Here is a 21,574-nt window from a genome sequence, read left to right on the forward strand (position 1 = left end):
ATGATATTAGTGGTGTTTCTCTTGGTTCTATATAGGTATTAATCCGAAATTATGCATTAACCCAGTGAAAATATCAGCTTCTCGTCTCCTGTTATATCTCACTTTTGTATTGCCAGCAGACCTGGTATTGATAAGTTTCACATGTCAGTAAGTTATCGATATGGACGCTGGGGCTCCATGAATCATCACCACCAACGCCCATATGGAAACCATCAATATTAAGCCAGGTACCTGGTTCTGGCTTAAGTAAATACTGATGGCTGGTCATCATGAGTTGCTGTGTGCTGTAACGACTGATACCAAAATGGAACTGCCCCGTTAATTGCCAATTTCCATAATTCAATGCATTAGTTTTGCAACGTAATCCATTTTCACTTGGGAATATGTAGGGGGTGTGCATCTGTTCAAGGGGTTGCGACCAGTGACCATATTGTGCCGAGAGTTGGCGGTCAGGATAGTTTTCGTGTGGTCCTAATCCTAACCAACTAACATTTTCAGAAATATCAGATAATTGGCAACACATACCGATTCTGGCCGGTGGGGGGAGCAATGTGGCAACTTGAACTCGGACATCAATGGTCATACGGCCTTGTTTATCAAAGCGATATAACCAATGAGTATGTAATAATTGTTCTTGGGCAAACTCATAGATATATTCAGCGCTGATTTGTATAGTCTGAGACAAGATATCCGCTTGTAAGGATAAACAACGTTGTTCCAGTTGATACATTCCTGCTTTTTTCCAGCGCTCAACCCAAGCATTAGGATCAATTTGTGTTGCTTCACTAATACCAATATCGTTATCCAGCGGTGCGCGGACAAATTGATCACGCAATGGAGTGAGCAATCTATTTTTCCCATCGACCCACCATTGTTCCATCAATCCGGTTTGGCAGCTAAATAGCCAGCGCTGCTGTTGATGAATCACAGTAATATATTCCGCATCTTGGTGCAGTTGGAGGCAATCAGACTCAGCTAAGCTAGCTAAGGAATTTTGGGGAACAGAGAGTGAATGCGGTAAACGCCATTGACGCCATGCACTACGATGATGCTTTGGTGACCAAGAAGTCTCTTTTACTTGCCTGACTTCAACATTTAGCCATAAATCACCTGGCTCACTGATGGTCGGTAATTGATCTGCCAATGTAAGGTATTGTGTGCTTTCAGGCGATAAATCTAGTGGGAGATTACCCTCCAAAACTGATTCTCCCTTTAACTCGATACGCCAATACAGGTGCTCGTTATCGCTGTTTTTGAACAGATATTCACTGGTAATGCTGACTACCAACGGTGTTGTGCTAAGCAACCCGAATTGGAAAAATTGCTGCGCGCATTGTGCTTCATACAGACTTGGGTGGGGGGTACGGTCAGGAAAAACTAATCCATTCATACAGAATTGTCGGTCATTGGGGCTGTCGCCAAAGTCACCACCATAAGCCCAATAAGACTGACCATTTTCATCATTACGGCTGAGGCTTTGGTCTACCCAATCCCAAATAAACCCCCCCTGTAGCCGAGGGTATTGGCGAAATGCTTGCCAATAGCGGGAAAACCCACCAAAACTGTTGCCCATTGCATGGGCATATTCGCACAAAATCAACGGACGAGATTCGTTTGGTAGACCAATCCATTTTTTTATCGCCCATTTAGGTACTGCTGGGAAAGGTTGGTCTTCATCCACTCGAGCATACATTGGGCAAATAATATCAGTAGCTTGGGTATTTGCACCGCCACCTTCATATTGTACTGGGCGAGTGGGGTCATTGGTTTTTATCCAGCGATAAAGTGCATCGTGGCTAGCGCCGTGACCTGATTCATTGCCCAATGACCAGATAATAATGCAAGGGTGGTTACGGTCGCGCTGAACCATCCGGGTAACTCGTTCGCTGAAAGCAGAAAACCACTGTGGATCGTCTGCCAACCGCCCCATAGGCTGCATTCCATGTGTTTCGATATTGGCTTCATCGACAACATATAAACCGTAGCGATCGCACAGGCGATACCACAGTGGGTGATTGGGGTAATGTGAACACCTTACGGCATTAAAGTTATGCTGTTTCATTAAAATGATATCTTGCAGCATACTTTCTTCATCTATAGCTTGACCTGTTTGGGGGTGATGCTCATGGCGATTCACCCCACGAATTAGTACCGCTTTACCATTAATCTTGAGTAGCCCTTGATGAATGGCCACTTGGCGGAAACCGACATCATAAGCTTCCGCTTCGATAAGTTTTTGCTGGTTATCAAGTAGCGAGATGACGGCTCGATAGAGCGTAGGTTGTTCAGCACTCCATAATAAGGGTTGCTCTACCCGTAGGTTTAGGAGAGTGCGATCAGCATAATTCCCTCTTTCATCAATTGCTTGAGTACCTAGAGGTTGTTGCAAACTGGTAACTAACGTATCCGCCAACCAAAGTTGCACCCGGATTTGATAGGCTTCGATCACTTGCGTGTTATTGATATCAATCAATGGAATATTAACTGCCGCCATCACATCTAAATGGGCGGAGCTGAATTCGGGCGATAAATTCGTTGTGATATGAACATCCCGCAAATGAATATCAGGCTTGTGTAGTAGGCTGACATCACGAAAAATCCCGCTCATGCGCCACATATCCTGATCTTCCAGATAGCTACCATCACTCCAACGCAATACAAGAACGGCGATGCGGTTATTGTTTGCTTGCAAATAAGGAGTGAGATCGAATTCGGCGGGCAGGCGACTGTCTTGGGAATACCCAACCCACTGGCCGTTACACCACAGATAGAATGCGGAACTCACGCCATCAAAAATAATGCGGGTTTGCCCTGACGAGAGCCAATCGGGATCTAAGGTAAAATTATAAGAATAACAGCCTGTCGGGTTGTCCTGTGGCACTCGCGGTGGGTCAACGGGAATTGGGTATCGCACATTGGTATAAATCGGGGTGTCGTAACCATGGAGTTGCCAATTTGAAGGGACTGGTATTGACGCTGATCCTGGGAAGTCTTGCTCAGCCCATTCATCGGGTACTGATTCAGGCCGCGTAAAATAACTAAATGTCCACTGCCCATTCAGTAATTGCCGCTGTGGGGAATCATTATCATCTTGAGCGGCACTGATATTTCTCCAACTGTAAAATGGAGGGTGCGCTTCAAGGCGGTTGTACTGTGTTATTTGTGGGTTTTCCCAATCTCGGCGAGATAAAATCTGTGATAAGGCTGGTTTAACCCGCTGTTTAACTTCTTGCTGTACCGTCATCATTTCAGCCTTATCTTTTGCGAAATTGAGCTTGTTTTGTTAGCACTACTTTGAACAGTAATTAAATGTTATGCGGTCACAATTTTGATGCGTTCAAGATGAATTCAGCCGAAAGTAAAGTAAATAGCTGTGAGTTAAATAGTCGAGAACGATCGCATTTATTCGTTTTTGTACCGTGCAGGATTAAAAGAGGCTGTAGTCTGGCGTATTATCAGTTCAGTCTCTAATGACAACGATTGAGAGGGCGGCTCAATCGTATGGTGTAGCCTGACTATCAGTCGGGAAACACTTTCTTCCCCTAATAATCTGAAGTTTTGTCTTATGGTGGTCAGTGGAGGCTGGAAATAGGCGCTGTCCGCAGTATCGTCATAACCAATGACAGAGACCTCTTTCGGCACCTCGATATTGTATTCGTGCAGAGCGCGCAGTACGCCTAGCGCCATTTGGTCATTAGCGACCAGGATGGCGCTAAATGGAGTATTACCGGCGATAAGCTTCTGTGTCGCCTGATAACCACTTTGTGCATTCCATTCTCCGTGATAAACCGCTTGTGGTGAAAGTGAGGCGTTATTCAATGCCTGCAACCACCCCTGGTGGCGCAATTGGGCTGAAATAGCATCTTTGGGGCCGGAGATAAGCACTATTTGCTGATGGCCCAATGCGATGATGTAGTTTGCACCCTGAATTGCGCCTACTTTGGGATCAAATAAGACGCTGAAAGCCCCAGAACGGGGGTCAACATCAAGAAAAAGAACCGGCGTATCTGCACATTGTTCAGTAATTTCATGACTGCGTTTTGTCTTCAAAGGAACATTGACTAAAATCCCATCAACTCGTTGAGCCAGTAACTCGTTTATAGCTTGTTGGCAGGCATGTTCACTATGGTCATCGACCATGGCAATGACCACGTTATACCCCAGTTGGCGGGCTTTTCTTTTTATTGCGGCAGCTATTTGCGAAGGAGCATGTAAAGAAAGGTCAGAGGTCGCTAGCCCGAGAGTCAGGCTATGCTTGCCTGCTAATTGCTGTGCTACCCGGTTAGGAATATAGTTCAGCTCAGCTATAGCCAATTCAACTTTATTCCGGGTTTTTAGCGAGACATGAGGGGCTTGGTTTAAAACACGGGATACCGTTTGATAAGAAACACCCGCCTGGCGTGCGACATCATCTAAAGTGGCAGACTTGTGCTTCATGTATTTCTCTCAAAAATAGGTGAGTGTTTATGATAGCAAATTCAAGGGATAAACTTTCAGCCCAAGTAACAAACATGATTAAAACAAAGCATCAAGAGTATAATAAATAGCTTTTTTGGTCTTATTTTAGTCATGCACACAAGAATCTTCCGCTTGCTTGCTAAAAAGAGTTGCTATTAAAAGCCGGTCATGAGTTAATGCGTCTCGGCCTGTGGTACAGACCTATTTATGCACGACATCTTGAGTAAAGTGGTTCATATTTAAAGCGTTATCGTTGATAGCTCTTCACTGACGAATTTCCTTCATAGTGCCTCCATAAGTAACGACTGATAACCGGCTATAACACGCCCATGGTGGCAAAATTTTTTAATAAAGGAAATACACATGTCTAACATGATGAAAGGTCAAGTAAAGTGGTTCAACGAGTCTAAAGGCTTCGGTTTCATCACTCCAGCTGATGGCAGCAAAGACGTGTTCGTGCACTTCTCTGCAATCCAAGATCAAGGCTTCAAGACCCTGGCTGAAGGCCAGAATGTACAGTTCTCTATCGAGAACGGTGCTAAAGGTCCGTCTGCAGCAAACGTAACTGCAATCTAATTGGCCTTTGGCTGATTATAAAAAAACCCGCTAAGGCGGGTTTTTTACTTTCTAGTATGAAGCAAACTGCCTTATTCACTCTTACTTTCCTCCCGCCTGCTGATTTCTTCTACATACTCTCGGTACGAACATCGTCCACTCTCATTTTTCTGCTTAAATATATTCATCAAAAGCATACACTTGATTGTGCGTAAACCTTATCATTCTCACCTAATTTTGTACTACACTAGCAGCATTGACTTAATCAAAGGTAATATCATGAAAGTAAATGATCGGGTGACAGTAAAAACCGATGGTGGCCCACGCCGTGAGGGGGTTGTTTTAGAGGTGGAACAGTTCAGCGAGGGTGTTATGTATCTGGTTTCACTGGAAGATTACCCCGCAGGTGTTTGGTTCTTTAATGAAATTGATAGCCATGATGGCACCTTTGTTGAGCCACTTCATCAATAGCGTTTGCAACCATTTTATCTGCCTGACGCACAGTAAGTGACAATAAAAAACCGGAGGAAGGTGAGAGCCTTACCTCCGGTTATGCTATCAGCTTTTGCAATCATAGCTCGGCTGAATTGTCGTTAGCGATAACTCAGAAAGTTTCCCAATTCAGCGAGTCATCGGCAGACTTTTTATTTCCGCCAGTTTTATTCTGTCCCCCTGATGAAGGCGTTGGTGTTTTAAGAGAGGGAGTTGAACTGCGACCATTTAAATGGAAGACTGCAACCGCCTGGGTCAGTATCTCGGCCTGTTGCTCTAAAGAAGCCGCAGCTGCTGACGCTTCCTGCACTAAAGAGGCGTTCTGCTGTGTTACGTTGTCCATCTCGGATACCGCTTGCGCAACCTGACTGATGCCGCGGCTTTGTTCATCAGAAGCTGATGCAATCTCGCCCATAATATCAGTCACATGCGTGACGGCCATGACGATCTCTTTCATTGTCTTACCCGCATCAGAGACCAGAATTGAGCCATCACCAATAAGATCAACCGAGACTTCAATCAACGATTCTATCTCTTTTGCTGCGTCAGCGCTGCGCTGCGCCAAATGGCGAACCTCGCTGGCGACGACTGCAAATCCACGGCCTTGTTCACCTGCTCGGGCCGCTTCTACCGCAGCATTCAACGCCAGAATGTTGGTTTGGAAAGCAATGCTATTAATGACGTTAGTAATTTCAGCAATTTTCATTGAGCTGAGGGATATTTTATCCATCGTGTCGATAACATCATTCACGATATCGCCACCTTGGGCTGCTTTACCTGATGCATTCGCAGCCAGTTGGCTGGCATGGTGGGCATTTTCCGCATTTTGTTTAACCGTTGCAGTCAGTTGCTCCATGCTAGCTGCTGTCTCTTCAAGTGAAGCGGCTTGTTGCTCCGTTCGTGCTGAAAGATCCGTATTGCCCAGTGCGATTTCGCTGGAGCCTTGATATATAGATTCGGCACTGCTGCGTACGGCCTCAACCGTGGAAGCTAACGAATCTTGCATTTGTTGAATATTATGACCTAACACACCGATTTCATTGCGGCCAAATGCCACGGGGCTTTGTGTTAAATCCCCTTGAGCAATACGTTGAATACGCACTACCAACCAGTTAATCGGCTTGATAATGACCTTGCTGATCACTAAAAAAGCGATTATTGTCAGTAAAATAGCCAGAATAAAGGCACCACCCATCAGTATGTAACCGAGGTGCGCTTCTTGCTGAGCCGACTGATTAATTTGGTTGGCGAGTTCTGTACGATATTTAAATGCTTTTAGCAGCGGCTCGTTATAGGCGTCATCTAACGGATTAAGTTTTTCTGCCTCTAACGAGATAACTTCTTCAAAATGCCCCTCTTTAGTCGCTTCCAGCATGAGTTTCATGCCATCGTCGCGATATTGTTCATAAGCTTTTTTCAGTGGGCTATCTAAGGCGATATCAGTTTCGGATTTAGTGGGGCGGTTATAGTAGAGATCAAACATCTGTTGCGACTGAGTAATAAGATGTTCTGCATTCTTCAAGCCCTGTTGATAACCCGTGGCATCACCAATACGTGCCGATGATGCTGCTTGAATCAGAATAAGTCGTGCAGTACGCAAGTGGTTTGAGCTGTTAGAGAGCCCTAGGCGTATATCCAGTTCTTGAGTCGCTTCTTCAAGCGATTGGTTACTTTGTTTCAAGAAGTAGCCAGATGTACCAATTGCCGCTGCAAATAAAAGCAATATTCCCGCCAAAATGGCGATAAACAAAGTAACCAGACGCATATTATTAACAAACAATACTTTCGTCTCTTTATTATGTTCTGGCGTTATTTTTAAATCCAATGGCTTATGCGTACTTCCACGTTTCATTGTCAGTTCCGTTTCTATAGTCGATCGAGGAAAGGTCCTTGCCTGATATACTCATACATTCGAAGTTGCCGCTTTGTCAGCTGTCTGACGGTAACATCAATAATTGGAGCACTGGCATCGCTACTTAAAATTAATCCACCCCTATATCTAAAATAATCTCAACACTCCTTTAAGAACCTATCGGCAACAGACCTAAAATAGTTAGGGTTATAAATGAGATCGCGCTCTCATTTTTGGTGAAAGGTTCATTGCATTTATGTAATAACGTCAAGGACTTGATAGGTGTCCCTGGTTCAATGCCTTGCTGTACTTGCTAGGTTAGGAATGTTAATGGAGTTCACCGCGTAGGTATTTTGCCTCGAGGCGATATCGTCGTTCTCCAATAAATTATTTTGGGTAGTTTGGGGTAATCTTCGGTTGTTGTTTTCTGGGGAGGTCTTATTTATAGCAATAGGATATCCAGCAGTGAAATAGGATTAATTTACGTCTTATATTTTCGCTATTATCCTTATTATTTTAATTGTTCTTAATCGGTTTAAGTTTTGTTTAGAAATATAACCTTTACATGATTATCACAGACAACTATACTCTTGAAAAATTTCGGTGGAGAAACTAATGGATACGCAAAGTAGTAGTCAAATAAGCAAGGCAAGCTAACTTATCTCCCGACCGATTTGTTGCTTGCCGAAACATGGCGGGCAGCACCTTCTCTGTATTTCCTGAGCTGTGCATACCCAATAATGATTCTACTCGATGGATAATCATCGAGGATATTAATTCGGGTTTTTTTATGGTATTTAATAGCCACTCACTCTTTCCTCCTGGCGCTAACACCGGTTACTGCTGATTTACCCTTGGGTATATATCAGCACAATTACCTGTGTGCTAAATAGCACATGATTATTCTACCAATGATTAATTCATGGAGAGAATCATGGCATTAACTCCTTTTGTCATAAATTTATTACTGGCAATGTGCCTGGGCGCATTAATTGGTGCCGAAAGGCAATGGCGTCAACGTATGGCTGGTTTACGGACTAATGCATTAGTTGCGACTGGTGCGGCGGTATTTATTCTCAGCTCTTATGCCACCTCTCCTGATAGTCCGGGCCGTATTGCTGCTCAAGTGGTTTCAGGAATTGGTTTCTTGGGGGCTGGCGTTATTATGCGCGAAGGCATGAATATTCGGGGCTTAAATACGGCGGCTACCTTGTGGTGTTCCGCTGGAATTGGCGTGCTTTGCGGCCTGGGATTGTATTGGAATGCTGTTGCTGCAACCGCCGTTATTTTATGTGCCAATATATTGTTACGCGAGGCAGCGCAACGCATTAATATGCAACCTCAACAACAAGCTGTTGATTTAGAAGTGCGTTACCGCATTCACGTGACATGTGGTACGGAAGATGAAGTATTGGTTCGCACTCTGATTTTACAGGCATTGAATGGTATGGCATTACGATTGCAATCATTATGCAGTGCCGATATCGCCAAGCCCGGTCAGCTAGAAGTTTGTGCTGAAATAATGGCGACGCCAGCAGCACAAAAAGAAATTGAAAGCATTGTTTGCCGAGTCAGTCTGGAGCGGAGTGTCAGTGCTATTCATTGGCGTATTGCATCAGAATTGCCAGCATAAGTTGGGAAGTTAATCTAATTTCAAATTAGTAGTCAATAATACTGACCCATGTGGTAGTAAGGAGTTGTTATGGACGATCACCCCGGAGTTAACTTAATTAGCTGCTGCTGATTAAATATAAATATAAAATTGGCAGCGCAATAATAGTTCAGCACATTTATCTCTCAATAATAGAGCGGATAAATTCTGTGCATTTAGAATTAAAAGAGAAGCGTTATGACCAAATTTAAAAAGACAGGTACAAGCCGTAGCAATAATAATAAAAAACCTTTTACTATTGCATTAGAGGCTAAAAATAGCTTGGATCAAACATTATCTAAGTTAAATGCTAACTTGAATGGGCTAACAGAGGAAGATGCCAAAGAGCGGCTGGAATTATACGGGATTAATGAAGTTGCGCATGAGAAAGCACCGCCAGCTCTGATTCAATTACTGGCTGCATTTAATAACCCATTTATTTTTGTTTTAATGATTTTGGCTGCAATCAGCTTTGTAACCGATTATTGGTTACCGCTACAACGTGGCGAGGAAACAGATCTTGTCGGTGTCAGCATTATTGTGACCATGGTTTTAATCAGTGGATTACTGCGTTTTTGGCAGGAATACCGCACCAATAAAGCCGCAGAAACGCTGAAATCAATGGTGCGTACCACGGCCACGGTATTGCGTCGCAGTAGCCATAGTGCCCAGCCGAAAAAACAGGAAATAGCTATTAAACAGTTGGTACCGGGCGATATTATTTTATTATCTGCCGGGGATATGATTCCAGCTGATTTGCGCCTGATTAAATCCAGAGATTTATTTATCAGTCAGGCAATTCTGACCGGTGAAGCTATACCCATTGAGAAATATGATGCAATGGGGTCAATTGCACCGAAATCAGTGGAAGCAGATGCCAGTAGCGAAAGTGAATTACTTGAGTTATCTAATATTTGTTTGATGGGGACGAACGTTGCCAGTGGAACGGCCATGGCCGTGGTTGTCGCCACCGGCGGGTATACTTATTTCGGGTCACTTGCGAAATCCATTGTGGGCAATCGCGCTCAAACTGCTTTTGACCGAGGGGTTAATAGTGTTAGTTGGTTATTAATTCGCTTTATGTTGGTGATGGTGCCGATCGTATTGCTGATCAATGGTTTTACAAAAGGGGATTGGAGTGAGGCGGCGCTGTTTGCTTTGGCAGTGGCGGTTGGATTAACGCCTGAAATGTTGCCGATGATCGTCAGCTCTAACTTGGCTAAAGGTGCAATAGCGATGTCGCGGCGAAAAGTTGTCGTCAAGCGATTGAATGCAATACAAAACTTTGGTGCGATGGATGTGCTGTGTACCGATAAAACAGGGACATTAACGCAAGACCGAATTATTCTTGAACACCATTTAAATGTTCTTGGCAGCAATGACAGTAAAATATTACAACTGGCATGGCTTAACAGTTTTCATCAAAGCGGCATGCGCAATCTGATGGATCAGGCGGTTATTAAATTCAGCCGTGGCAAGCCAGAAATTGATGCTTTACGCAGCTTCAATAAAGTTGATGAATTACCCTTTGATTTCATTCGCCGTCGTTTATCGATTGTGGTGAAAGATGATCAGCAACATCAAAAACTGATCTGCAAAGGTGCAGTAGAAGAAATGCTAAGTATCTGTACTTCAGTGCGCGAAGGCGATGAAATCTATCCGCTTGATGAAGCCCGCCGCGCCTCATTGTTGGCATTAGCCACGCAATATAATGAAGACGGCTTTCGTGTTTTACTACTGGCAACCCGCGAATTAGGCACCGAAGTCAGCGAGGTCCCTTTAAGTATTGCCGACGAACGTGAGTTGGTTGTGCAAGGATTACTGACCTTCCTTGATCCGCCAAAAGAAAGTGCCGAGGCCGCGATTGCCGCATTGCGGGAAAATGGTGTTGCGGTAAAAGTATTAACCGGCGATAACCCGATTATTACCGCTAAAATCTGTCGCGATGTTGGGTTGGAACCCGGAGAGCCACTGAGTGGTCTTGATATTGAGCATATGGATGATGAAACACTGGCGCGTGAAGTGGAATTGCGCACGGTGTTCACCAAACTGACTCCGCTGCAAAAGTCTCGTGTGCTGAAAATGCTGCAAAGCAATGGTCATACTGTTGGTTTCCTCGGGGATGGTATTAATGATGCTCCGGCATTGCGCGATGCTGATGTGGGAATCTCGGTTGATACCGGCACCGATATCGCCAAAGAGTCAGCTGATATCATTTTGCTCGAAAAGAATTTAATGGTATTGGAAGAGGGTGTTATTAAAGGGCGCGAAACTTTCGGGAATATTATCAAGTATTTGAACATGACCGCCAGCTCTAACTTCGGTAACGTTTTCTCTGTATTGGTTGCCAGTGCTTTTATTCCATTCTTGCCGATGCTGGCCATTCATTTACTGCTGCAAAACCTGATGTATGACATCTCCCAGCTCTCTCTGCCGTGGGATAAAATGGATAAAGAGTTTTTGCGCAAACCGCGTAAGTGGGATGCTAAAAATATTGGCCGCTTTATGCTGTGGATTGGGCCGACTTCGTCGATCTTTGATATCACAACTTTTGCGCTAATGTGGTTTGTTTTCGCGGCCAACAGTGTCGAGCATCAGGCTTTGTTCCAGTCAGGTTGGTTTATTGAAGGTTTGTTGTCGCAAACATTAGTTGTTCATATGTTGCGTACGCAGAAAATTCCGTTTATTCAAAGCACCGCTGCATTGCCAGTGCTATTAACTACTGGGGTTATCATGGCGATAGGTATTTATATTCCATTCTCACCATTAGGAACATTAGTCGGACTACAACCACTGCCATGGCAATATTTCCCATGGTTGGCAGGAACATTGATCAGTTATTGTGTTGTTGCGCAACTGATGAAACAGTTTTATATCCGCCGCTTCGGCAAATGGTTCTAACAGAATTTATGGATACTTAAGATAAAGAAATCCGGGGCCTATAGGCCCCGGAACTATAATGACTATTCATTACCCACGCGAATCACTAGCTTGTCAAAGTTCTTACCTTGTAATAACCCAATAAAGGCTTGTGGTGCATTCCAACCCATCAACAAAATCTTCGCGAAATTTGATTTTTCCTTGCTCCACCCAAGGGGGTATTTGCAGTAGGAAATCATTAAAACTCCCACCGGGAAGTTTGGATGTTGCGACACTTCAATCCGCGAGACGGCACCCCAGCCACCCCATCTCCAGCATTAACCAGAGCTGCATATAACGGTGCATCACTCATTCGTTTTTATCAAAGAGGGACTATCAGCACATCTACCATGCTGGTATTAATCAGGCGAGAAGCTGAGCAGGAAAATTTATTCATTAGCCTTGTGCTGTGATTGCCGCATATCACTAGGTCAATATGTTGTTGCTGACAAAAATAAGCCATGCTGTCAGCGAACTCACCATGAACCACCGTTCGGTTCTCGATGGGATAATCAGCATTGATAGCTAATTCATCCATAAATAACTGAGCTTCCTCTTGTAAAACGGACCGTAAATCACCCAGCATGGGGGCCGCGTAGCTATTGTACATTTCGGGTTCTGTTGTCAGCGTAATCAATGAAACCCGGCCGTTATAAGGCCGCACGATAGAAACGGCTTTATCTACCAACTGTTGGCTATCGGGTGAAAGGGCCACTGCGACCAGTACATTACTGTATCCCATTATTAAGATCCCATAAGCGCGACTGTAGGATAAAGATTAGGGGATCATATACTTAAGAAATGAGATTTAAATCACATTTGGCAGTAGCTAATAAAAAAGTCTCTTTTAACATGCAGTTAAATAAAAACAATCATAAAGAATGATATCTAAGACTTATGATTTAAAAATAATTAATTAATTCTATTTACATTCCAAGAACAATTTCCTTATTAAAGTAATGGATATCATCCTAGGTTGAAAATATTTTTTTTGATAAAAATACGTGAAGGGGAGTAACAGTGAAACATATGGTTACCTCTGTTACCTTTTTTAATACAGGTTTTAGGCCCTTTTAACGTAAATAGACAGATAGGTTAATAAATAAACGATGAAAGGCACTTTTTAACACGGCATAAATATTCGTTAAACCAATATGGTTTTGGATAGTTACCTATAGAGGTGCCGAACTATAAAGTGACTTGTCAGATCTTAGTTCTGATGATTTGCCATTATGACGGATTTATATCCTGCCATTTCGTTTTGGAAGTGTTTTTGTTCGAACCGATCTAAAAGTACTAAGAATTGGCCCTATATCCTTAGTTTTTTAGCTATTTTTTTACTTTTGGCTATTTTTCGAACACTGTTCAGGTCAAAAAACAACCAAAAAAAGAGAGGTTTTTCTTTTTTATATTTTATTTTTGTGACCCTTGTCACATTGCATTTAAAATAAATCGCTAGTCACATTGTATGTGCTAGCGATTCGGGAGTAGAGTTGGGCCTGTTTAGGAATATTCCTAATAATTTGTAAGAAAATTCACATGTCGAAGGTGCAATATCAGAGCAGTAAGCAACACAAAATCAAACTGTCAGGCAGATGACATGTTATTTCATACAAAACGGTATTTTTTGTCATGTAGCACCAGTAAGCTTCTATTACTTTTAGTTCTATAGGTTTTAATTAACTGTATAACGGGAAGGATCCCAGGTCTTGGGTGAAGAATTCTATCATCCAACTTATGTTTTAAAGCATAATCAGTCGGGATGTATAAAATGAGTACGTCTGAATTACTCAAACATATTTATGATATTAATTTGTCATATTTGCTCTTAGCACAGCGGTTAATTAACGATGAGAAAGCCTCAGCGATGTTTCGCTTGGGTATTACGGATACTATGGCCGATGCACTAGCGCAGTTAACATTACCGCAGATGGTTAAATTAGCTGAGACTAACCAATTGGTCTGTCATTTCCGTTTCAGTGATCACAATACAATTCATCATCTGACGAAAGAATCTCGTGTGGATGACTTGCAGCAAATCCATACAGGAATTTTATTGTCGAGTCATTTACTCCACGAGCTATCGTTAAAAGACGGTAGTGCGCCTAAGAAAAGAGCATGACCGATGGTTGAGAAAAGTATTGTTCAGGAAGCAAAAGACATTCATTTAGCTATGGAGTTGATAACTTTAGGCGCGCGTTTGCAGATGTTAGAAAGCGAAACGCAACTCAGTCGAGGGCGTTTAATTAAGCTTTATAAAGAGCTGAGAGGCAGTCCTCCGCCTAAAGGTATGTTGCCGTTTTCGACCGATTGGTTTATGACCTGGGAACAGAATATCCATTCATCGATGTTTTATAACGCTTATAGTTTTTTGCTAAAAAGTGGTCAATGCACCGGTGTTGAGGCCGTCATTAAGGCTTATCGTCTTTATCTCGAACAGTGTCCAGATCAGTCCGGAATACCGCCATTATTGGCATTAACTCGAGCCTGGACCTTGGTTCGGTTCGTCGATAGTGGCATGTTGCAGCTTTCTGGCTGTAACTGCTGTGGTGGGACTTTTATCACCCATGCACATCAACCGCGAAACAGCTTTGTTTGCAGTCTCTGCCAGCCACCTTCCCGCGCAGTAAAAAAACGTAAACTTTCTCCGCAATCTGCCGATATAACTTCACAACTGCTGGATGAGCAGGTTAGTCGCGCAGTTTGAGTTTCTTTGAGTTGTCAGAATTTTGGGTGACAGCAGCGGTATGGATACCGTCCCTGTCGCCTGTTATTGGCAACTTATAGCACTCAAAGGGTGCTAACGCCTCACCTTCCACCCACACACTTTGCTAAGGATATCGCGTGTTAGTTATTTTGGGTTATATCGTGGTCTTAGGGGCGGTTTTTGGCGGCTACATCATTGTCGGTGGTCACCTGGGTGCATTATATCAACCCGCTGAATTTTTAATTATCGGCGGAGCGGGTATTGGCGCATTTATTGTGGGCAACAACGGTAAAGCGATAAAAGCCACGCTGAAGGCCATGCCAAAACTGATGCGCCGCTCTAAATATAACAAAGTCCTCTATATGGATTTAATGGCGCTGTTGTACCGCTTACTCGCCAAATCCCGCCAACAGGGCATGCTCTCGCTAGAGCGGGATATAGAAAGTCCCTTGGAAAGTGAAATTTTCTCTAATTATCCAAGGATTTTGGCCGATAAGCTATTGGTGGAATTCATTACCGACTATTTGCGGTTAATTGTCAGTGGGAACATGAACGCTTTTGAAATCGAAGCTTTGATGGATGAAGAAATAGAAACTCACGAGCAAGAATGTGAAGTGCCTGCAGGTAGTCTGGCGATGGTCGGGGATTCTTTACCTGCATTCGGTATTGTTGCCGCGGTGATGGGGGTGGTGCATGCCTTGGCATCCGCAGACCGACCTGCCGCAGAGCTTGGGGCGTTAATTGCCCATGCGATGGTAGGGACATTCCTGGGTATTTTGTTGGCGTATGGATTTATTTCGCCATTGGCGACATTGCTACGTCAACAGAGCGCAGAAACCACCAAAATGATGCAGTGCATCAAGGTGACTTTGCTTTCCAGTTTGAACGGATATGCCCCGCAAATTGCCGTGGAATTTGGTCGTAAAACACTTTACACCACGGAACGGCCATCGTTCATTGAGCTGGAAGAGCATGTGCGCAGAGTGAAAGCTCCGGCACAGCAAGCGACAGAAGAGGACGCATGAAGCATCAGAACCACCCCGTTATTCTGGTCAAAAAGCGCAAAGCTAAACATGCTCAAGCCCATCATGGCGGATCATGGAAAATTGCTTATGCGGACTTTATGACAGCAATGATGGCCTTCTTTCTGGTGATGTGGTTGCTGTCGGTTTCCAGCCCGCAAGAGCTGACACAAATTGCAGAGTATTTTCGTACGCCATTGAAAGTCGCACTGACCCATGGTGAGAAAAGCAGTGATAGCACCAGCCCGATTCCCGGCGGCGGTGATGACCCGACCCAGCAAGTGGGTGAAGTGCGTAAGCACATTGATTCCGAAGAACGTCGCAAAGAAGAGTATCGGCTTAATAAATTACGGGAAAAACTGGATCAATTAATTGAGTCCGATCCGAGGCTCAGAGCTTTGCGGCCACATCTGTTGATCAACATGATGGATGAAGGGCTGAGAATTCAGATTATTGATAGTCAAAACCGACCAATGTTCAAAATGGGGAGCGCCCAGGTTGAGCCGTATATGCGCGATATTTTACGTGCTATAGCACCAATCTTGAATGACATCCCCAACAAGGTCAGTTTGTCTGGACACACCGATGACTTGCCCTACGCCACGGGCGAACGTGGGTACAGTAACTGGGAACTGTCGGCCGATCGTGCCAATGCCTCACGGCGTGAATTATTGGCTGGTGGATTGGATGAGGGCAAAGTATTACGCGTGGTGGGCATGGCGTCGACAATGCGCCTAAAAGAGCAAGCATCAGATGACCCTGTTAACCGCCGCATTAGTATCTTGGTGCTGAATAAACAAACTCAACATGATATTGAGCATGAGAATTTAGATAACAGAGCGCTTGATATAGAAAAAGCTGAAAGCTTAAAACAGATTGATTCCACTGGCACGACGCCTGCGGTGACTGCACCTAATACTGTTGCGCCACCACCCGTGACCACGGGGGCAGCGCTACCTACTGAACAACCTGGCACCACAGGAAAAGCAGCAATAGCGGTTTCAACAAGCACGGTTTCGACAAACACGGTTTCGGCAACAACCGCTTCGTCAGCGGCAACGGCTGAGCCGGTGAAAGCGCAAGTACCGCCAGCAACAGCATCACAAACACAACAATCGAGCACGGAGAATGTTACTCAAGTTGCCCGCGGGCCAACGACATCGTTGCCAGCGGCACCTGCAAGTAATGCACCGGTCTCTCCGACAAGCCGCGACGCACAGTAGAGGTGACACCGTGAGCATGGATATTACCGCGTTTTATCAAACTTTCTTTGATGAAGCAGATGAACTGCTGGCAGACATGGAACAGCACCTGTTATTGCTGGACCCGTTGGCACCAGATAATGAACAACTTAATGCTATTTTCCGTGCTGCTCACTCGATTAAGGGCGGTGCCGCAACATTTGGTTTTTCGGTATTACAAGAAACAACCCATTTGTTGGAAAACCTGTTGGATGGTGCCCGTCGCGACGAAATGCGTTTGAGCACTGATATCATCAACCTGTTTTTGGAAACGAAAGATATTATGCAGGAACAGTTGGACGCCTACAAAACCTCTCAAGAACCTAATGCAGAAAGCTTTGAGTATATTTGTCATGCATTACGCCAACTGGCACTCGAAGCTTTAGAACAGCAAACCACTAATCATGTTGCGACAGCGGCCTCAAGTGCTGAAACCAAGGCCAGCAGCAAGTCTCCGGCGTTGGTTCAGGGGGGAATGCGTATTCGGCTGTCTGGTTTGAAAGAACAAGAAATTCCGTTGATGCTGGAAGAATTGGGCAATCTTGGCGATGTTAAAGATACCGAGCAAGGGACAGATAGTTTTGAAGCGACTCTGATTACATCAGTCAGTGAAGATGATATCAGCGCCGTGCTGTGTTTTGTATTGGAACCAGAGCAGATTAGCTTTGTACCGGCCGAATTAGTGCAAGAGCCGGTGGTTGAGGTGGCTGTCGCTGCCCCGATTGCTGCGCAAGTGCTGCCAGTTGCCGCCGCCCCGATTGCAGAAGCCAAGAATATATCTAAGGTCGAAGCTACCAGTGCCGAGCATGTGAAACCTAAAGCAAAAGCCAGTGAGTCAACCAGCATCCGCGTGGCGGTTGAGAAAGTTGACCAACTGATTAACCTGGTGGGAGAACTGGTTATCACGCAATCTATGCTGGCTCAGCGCTCCAGTACATTAGACCCGGTGATTAATGGCGATTTGCTCAATAGCATGGGGCAGTTGGAGCGTAATGCGCGCGACTTGCAAGAGTCAGTGATGTCGATTCGTATGATGCCGATGGAATATGTCTTCAGCCGCTTCCCGCGGTTGGTGCGCGATTTAGCCAGTAAGCTGAATAAGCAAGTTGAACTCACACTGCTTGGCAGTTCGACTGAACTGGATAAAAGTCTGATTGAACGCATTATCGATCCCTTAACCCATCTGGTGCGTAACAGTTTGGACCACGGTATTGAAGATCCTGCAACCCGCATCGCGGCGGGTAAAGCTCCGGTAGGCAATTTGACACTGTCCGCAGAACATCAAGGCGGCAATATTTGTATTGAAGTTCTTGATGATGGAGCAGGGCTTAACCGGCAGAAAATTCTGGCGAAAGCTCAGTCTCAAGGTATGGCTGTTAATGAGCATATGACTGATGAAGATGTCGGGATGTTGATTTTCGCGCCTGGATTTTCGACTGCTGAGCAGGTGACCGATGTTTCCGGTCGTGGTGTTGGGATGGATGTAGTTAAGCGAAATATTCAGGAAATGGGCGGCCATGTGCAAGTCAGTTTCCAGGCGGGCAAAGGCACTTCTATCCGTATCTTGCTGCCATTGACGCTGGCTATCCTTGATGGCATGTCTGTCAAAGTCAGTGATGAAGTGTTTATTTTGCCATTGAATGCTGTAATGGAATCACTGCAACCATTGGCTGAGGATTTACATCCACTGGCTGGTGGTGAACGCGTATTGCAAGTGCGTGGTGAGTATTTACCGCTGGTGGAATTGTTCCGTGTATTTGATGTTGAAAATGCAAAAACTGAAGCCACCCAAGGCATTGTTGTGATTCTGCAAAGTGCCGGTCGCCGTTATGCCCTGCTGGTAGACCAATTGATTGGCCAGCATCAGGTGGTTGTGAAGAATCTGGAAAGTAATTATCGGAAGGTCCCAGGTATTTCTGCCGCCACCATATTGGGTGATGGCAGTGTGGCCCTTATTGTTGATGTGTCGGCATTGCAGGCCTTAAACCGGGAAAAACGTGTCACGGCCGATGATGTTGCCGTCGCGTAATAGAGCCTTGAAAAAAAACATAAATTCAACCTATTGATTGAAGGGTAAAAACATGGCAGGACTAGCAACCGTCACGAAGCTGGCTGGCGAAACGGTAGGACAAGAGTTCCTGATTTTTACGCTGGGTGCTGAAGAGTACGGCATTGATATTCTGAAAGTCCAAGAGATCCGCGGTTATGATCAAGTGACCCGCATCGCTAACACCCCGGCTTTCATTAAAGGTGTCACTAACTTACGCGGCGTTATAGTTCCTATTATTGATTTACGGGTTAAATTTGCCCAACAGGGTGTCACCTATAACGAAAATACCGTGGTGATCGTGCTGAATTTTGGTCAGCGGGTCGTCGGTATTGTGGTTGATGGCGTATCTGATGTGCTGTCATTGACCGCTGAGCAAATCCGCCCAGCTCCTGAGTTCGCGGTGACGCTGGCGACTGAGTATCTGACCGGTTTAGGCTCACTGGGTGAGCGGATGCTGATTTTGGTTGATATTGAGAAGTTGCTGAGCAGTGAAGAGATGTCATTGCTTGATTCAGTGGCGAAAGGGTAAGTTTTTATTGCTTATTCATTTGATTATCAGAGTAGCCATTACGGCTACTCTGCATATTCATTTATATCAACACTCAACCGGTATCAAGCCAAAATTTTACCGGATTAACGCCAGTATCTCCCCGTAACTCCAGCAGCTCCCCGGTAAAATAATCCCTCTTCCCGGTAAAGTTCCCTCTTACAGTGCCGATAACACAGTTAACTAAACATTTATGTTTTGGCGTACCCGTATTTAGATATACCTATATTTTGACGTACTTATGAAGGGATAACATGTTCAAGCGTATGAAAGTGGTCACCAGCCTGCTGCTGGTGTTAGTGCTATTTGGTGCCTTACAACTGGTTTCCGGCGGGCTTTTCTTCAACTCATTGAAAAATGACAAAGAAAACTTTGAGGTTTTACAAGTTATCCGTCAGCAACAATCAGTATTGAATGAAAGCTGGGTAAATCTGTTGCAAACACGTAATACGCTGAACCGTGCCGGCATCCGCTATATGATGGATGTGAATCATACCGGCAGTGGCCCAACAGTGAATGACCTTTTGGCTTCAGCTAAAGGCACATTGGGCATGGCGGCGGATCGTTTTAAAAGTTACGAACAAATTCCGCTGGATAGCCAACAAGATGTTGAATCAGCTAAAAAACTAAAACAAACCTATGACCAATACTTCGGTGCATTGACCGAGCTTATCCAATTAATGGAGTCAGGTAAGATCAATGAGTTTTTTGACCAACCCACCTCCAGTTTCCAAAATGCTTTTGAGCAGGATTACAACACTTATCTGACCCAAAACGATCGTCTATATGCATCCGCAGTAGAAGACAGCAACCGCTCTTTCACTTACGCGATGAGTGTCATTATTTTCGTGCTGATTGCGGTATTTGCTGTAATTGTCATTGTTTGGTTGGGTATGCAGCACATCTTGATTAACCCGCTGAAACACTTGATTGAGCATATCAAACATATTGCTAATGGTGATTTAACTCAGAATATTGAGGTGCAGAGCCGCAATGAAATGGGCACCTTGGCCGCTAGTTTGAAACATATGCAATCTGAATTGATTACCACCGTCAGCGATGTACGTTTAGGTGCTGATGCTATTTACAGCGGTGCATCAGAAATTGCTGCCGGTAACAATGATTTGTCAGCACGTACCGAGCAACAGGCCGCATCACTGGAAGAAACCGCTGCCAGCATGGAGCAGCTTACTGCCACGGTGAAACAGAATGCTGAAAATGCTCGTCAGGCTAGCCAACTGGCATTGAGTGCTTCAGAAACTGCGCAAAAAGGCGGAAAAGTGGTCGCTAGTGTGGTGCAAACCATGCATGAGATCGCCGGTAGCTCGCAGAAAATTGCAGATATCACCAGCGTCATTGATGGCATCGCGTTCCAAACCAATATTCTGGCATTGAATGCTGCGGTTGAAGCTGCCCGTGCCGGTGAGCAAGGCCGTGGTTTTGCCGTTGTAGCTGGTGAAGTGCGCAATTTGGCTCAGCGCAGTGCGCAAGCAGCCAAAGAAATTAAAGGGTTGATTGAAGATTCAGTTAACCGTGTCGACATGGGTTCTGTGCTGGTTGAAAGTGCCGGTGAAACCATGGGCGATATCGTGAATGCGGTGACCCGCGTCACTGACATCATGGGCGAAATCGCTTCCGCCTCTGATGAGCAAAGCCGAGGTATTGATCAAGTAGGTCAGGCGGTGACAGAAATGGACCGTGTGACACAACAAAACGCCTCTTTGGTGGAGGAATCTGCTTCCGCCGCCGCCGCACTGGAAGAACAAGCCAGTATGTTAACCCAATCCATGTCCGTATTTGTCCTGCATATGGATAACGATAGTAGCAAAAAAGATGTGAAAAAAACTAAGCAGCCGACACAGGATAAGAGCGGTACTGCTAAAAAAACACTGGGAAGTGACCTGCAAGATAATTGGGAAACTTTCTAGTCCAGTCCCTACACAAAACATATACCCTAAATAATTCAAGTTGCAGGAAGGCGGCAACTAAGAAAATCCCCAGGAGCTTACATAAGTAAGTGACGGGGGTGAAAAATCTGCATGAAGTAGATTTGAACGCTGCTTGCAGCGGTCTCGCAGAG

At 44.8% G+C, this 21,574-nt stretch carries 15 protein-coding genes and 1 pseudogene; 11 read left to right on the forward strand and 5 right to left on the reverse strand.

Going from position 1 to position 21,574, the window contains the following annotated elements:
* Positions 1–91: 91 nt before the first annotated feature.
* Both DXZ79_RS08470 and DXZ79_RS08475 read right to left on the reverse strand, forming a co-directional pair.
* Positions 92–3,244 (reverse strand): beta-galactosidase, encoded by a 3,153-nt coding sequence (locus DXZ79_RS08470; RefSeq protein WP_120011207.1) that lies wholly within the window; start codon positions 3,242–3,244, stop codon positions 92–94.
* 158 nt (positions 3,245–3,402) lie between these two features.
* Entirely contained in the window at positions 3,403–4,437 is a 1,035-nt protein-coding gene (locus tag DXZ79_RS08475; RefSeq protein WP_038633830.1) for a LacI family DNA-binding transcriptional regulator, read from the reverse strand.
* Between the two features lie 384 nt (positions 4,438–4,821).
* Here DXZ79_RS08475 and cspE point away from each other — a divergent pair, with 384 nt between their 5' ends.
* Both cspE and dsrB read left to right on the forward strand, forming a co-directional pair.
* Complete coding sequence (gene cspE, locus DXZ79_RS08480) at positions 4,822–5,034, forward strand: transcription antiterminator/RNA stability regulator CspE (protein ID WP_002210893.1); 213 nt, start codon at positions 4,822–4,824, stop codon at positions 5,032–5,034.
* Between the two features lie 258 nt (positions 5,035–5,292).
* Positions 5,293–5,484: a protein DsrB gene (gene dsrB, locus DXZ79_RS08485; protein WP_004708108.1), complete on the forward strand. Its 192-nt coding sequence runs from the start codon at positions 5,293–5,295 to the stop codon at positions 5,482–5,484.
* Positions 5,485–5,617: 133 nt separating this feature from the next.
* On the opposite strand, the gene DXZ79_RS08490 is transcribed toward dsrB, so the two are convergent.
* The gene (locus DXZ79_RS08490; RefSeq protein WP_038633826.1) at positions 5,618–7,357 is read right to left on the reverse strand and encodes a methyl-accepting chemotaxis protein; all 1,740 of its coding nucleotides are present in this window, start codon (positions 7,355–7,357) and stop codon (positions 5,618–5,620) included.
* 934 nt (positions 7,358–8,291) lie between these two features.
* On the opposite strand from DXZ79_RS08490, the gene DXZ79_RS08495 reads away from it, so the two are divergent.
* Both DXZ79_RS08495 and mgtA read left to right on the forward strand, forming a co-directional pair.
* Positions 8,292–8,990 carry an MgtC family protein gene (locus tag DXZ79_RS08495; RefSeq protein WP_004392115.1) on the forward strand — a complete coding sequence of 233 codons (699 nt, stop codon included), beginning with the start codon at positions 8,292–8,294 and terminating at the stop codon, positions 8,988–8,990.
* A 216-nt stretch (positions 8,991–9,206) separates the two neighbouring features.
* Positions 9,207–11,909, forward strand: coding sequence for a magnesium-translocating P-type ATPase (gene mgtA, locus DXZ79_RS08500; protein WP_038633822.1), 2,703 nt, complete (start codon positions 9,207–9,209; stop codon positions 11,907–11,909).
* Positions 11,910–11,971: 62 nt separating this feature from the next.
* On the opposite strand, the pseudogene DXZ79_RS08505 reads toward mgtA, so the two are convergent.
* A pseudogene (locus DXZ79_RS08505) lies at positions 11,972–12,131 on the reverse strand (NADP-dependent oxidoreductase); the annotation flags it as partial.
* A gap of 118 nt (positions 12,132–12,249) precedes the next feature.
* Complete coding sequence (uspC, locus tag DXZ79_RS08510) at positions 12,250–12,669, reverse strand: universal stress protein UspC (RefSeq protein WP_038633819.1); 420 nt, start codon at positions 12,667–12,669, stop codon at positions 12,250–12,252.
* A 1,029-nt stretch (positions 12,670–13,698) separates the two neighbouring features.
* On the opposite strand from uspC, the gene flhD reads away from it, so the two are divergent.
* From flhD to DXZ79_RS08545, 7 genes are all read left to right on the forward strand, one after another.
* On the forward strand, positions 13,699–14,049 hold the full coding sequence (flhD, locus tag DXZ79_RS08515) for a flagellar transcriptional regulator FlhD (protein WP_038633816.1): 351 nt from the start codon (positions 13,699–13,701) through the stop codon (positions 14,047–14,049).
* Positions 14,050–14,052: 3 nt separating this feature from the next.
* Complete coding sequence (gene flhC / locus DXZ79_RS08520) at positions 14,053–14,634, forward strand: flagellar transcriptional regulator FlhC (RefSeq protein WP_038633814.1); 582 nt, start codon at positions 14,053–14,055, stop codon at positions 14,632–14,634.
* A 137-nt stretch (positions 14,635–14,771) separates the two neighbouring features.
* A complete protein-coding gene (motA, locus tag DXZ79_RS08525; protein ID WP_038633811.1) occupies positions 14,772–15,659 on the forward strand; it encodes a flagellar motor stator protein MotA in 888 nt (295 codons plus the stop codon).
* Positions 15,656–16,879, forward strand: coding sequence for a flagellar motor protein MotB (motB, locus tag DXZ79_RS08530; RefSeq protein ID WP_038633808.1), 1,224 nt, complete (start codon positions 15,656–15,658; stop codon positions 16,877–16,879). Before motA ends, motB begins: the two co-directional genes overlap by 4 nt.
* Positions 16,880–16,895: 16 nt before the next feature.
* Positions 16,896–18,926: a chemotaxis protein CheA gene (gene cheA / locus DXZ79_RS08535; protein ID WP_162928774.1), complete on the forward strand. Its 2,031-nt coding sequence runs from the start codon at positions 16,896–16,898 to the stop codon at positions 18,924–18,926.
* Between the two features lie 52 nt (positions 18,927–18,978).
* The gene (cheW, locus tag DXZ79_RS08540) at positions 18,979–19,476 is read left to right on the forward strand and encodes a chemotaxis protein CheW (RefSeq protein WP_038633803.1); all 498 of its coding nucleotides are present in this window, start codon (positions 18,979–18,981) and stop codon (positions 19,474–19,476) included.
* Between the two features lie 272 nt (positions 19,477–19,748).
* The gene (locus DXZ79_RS08545) at positions 19,749–21,422 is read left to right on the forward strand and encodes a methyl-accepting chemotaxis protein (protein ID WP_038633801.1); all 1,674 of its coding nucleotides are present in this window, start codon (positions 19,749–19,751) and stop codon (positions 21,420–21,422) included.
* Positions 21,423–21,574 lie beyond the last annotated feature (152 nt).

This window comes from Yersinia rochesterensis (assembly GCF_003600645.1).
GTDB lineage: Bacteria > Pseudomonadota > Gammaproteobacteria > Enterobacterales > Enterobacteriaceae > Yersinia > Yersinia rochesterensis.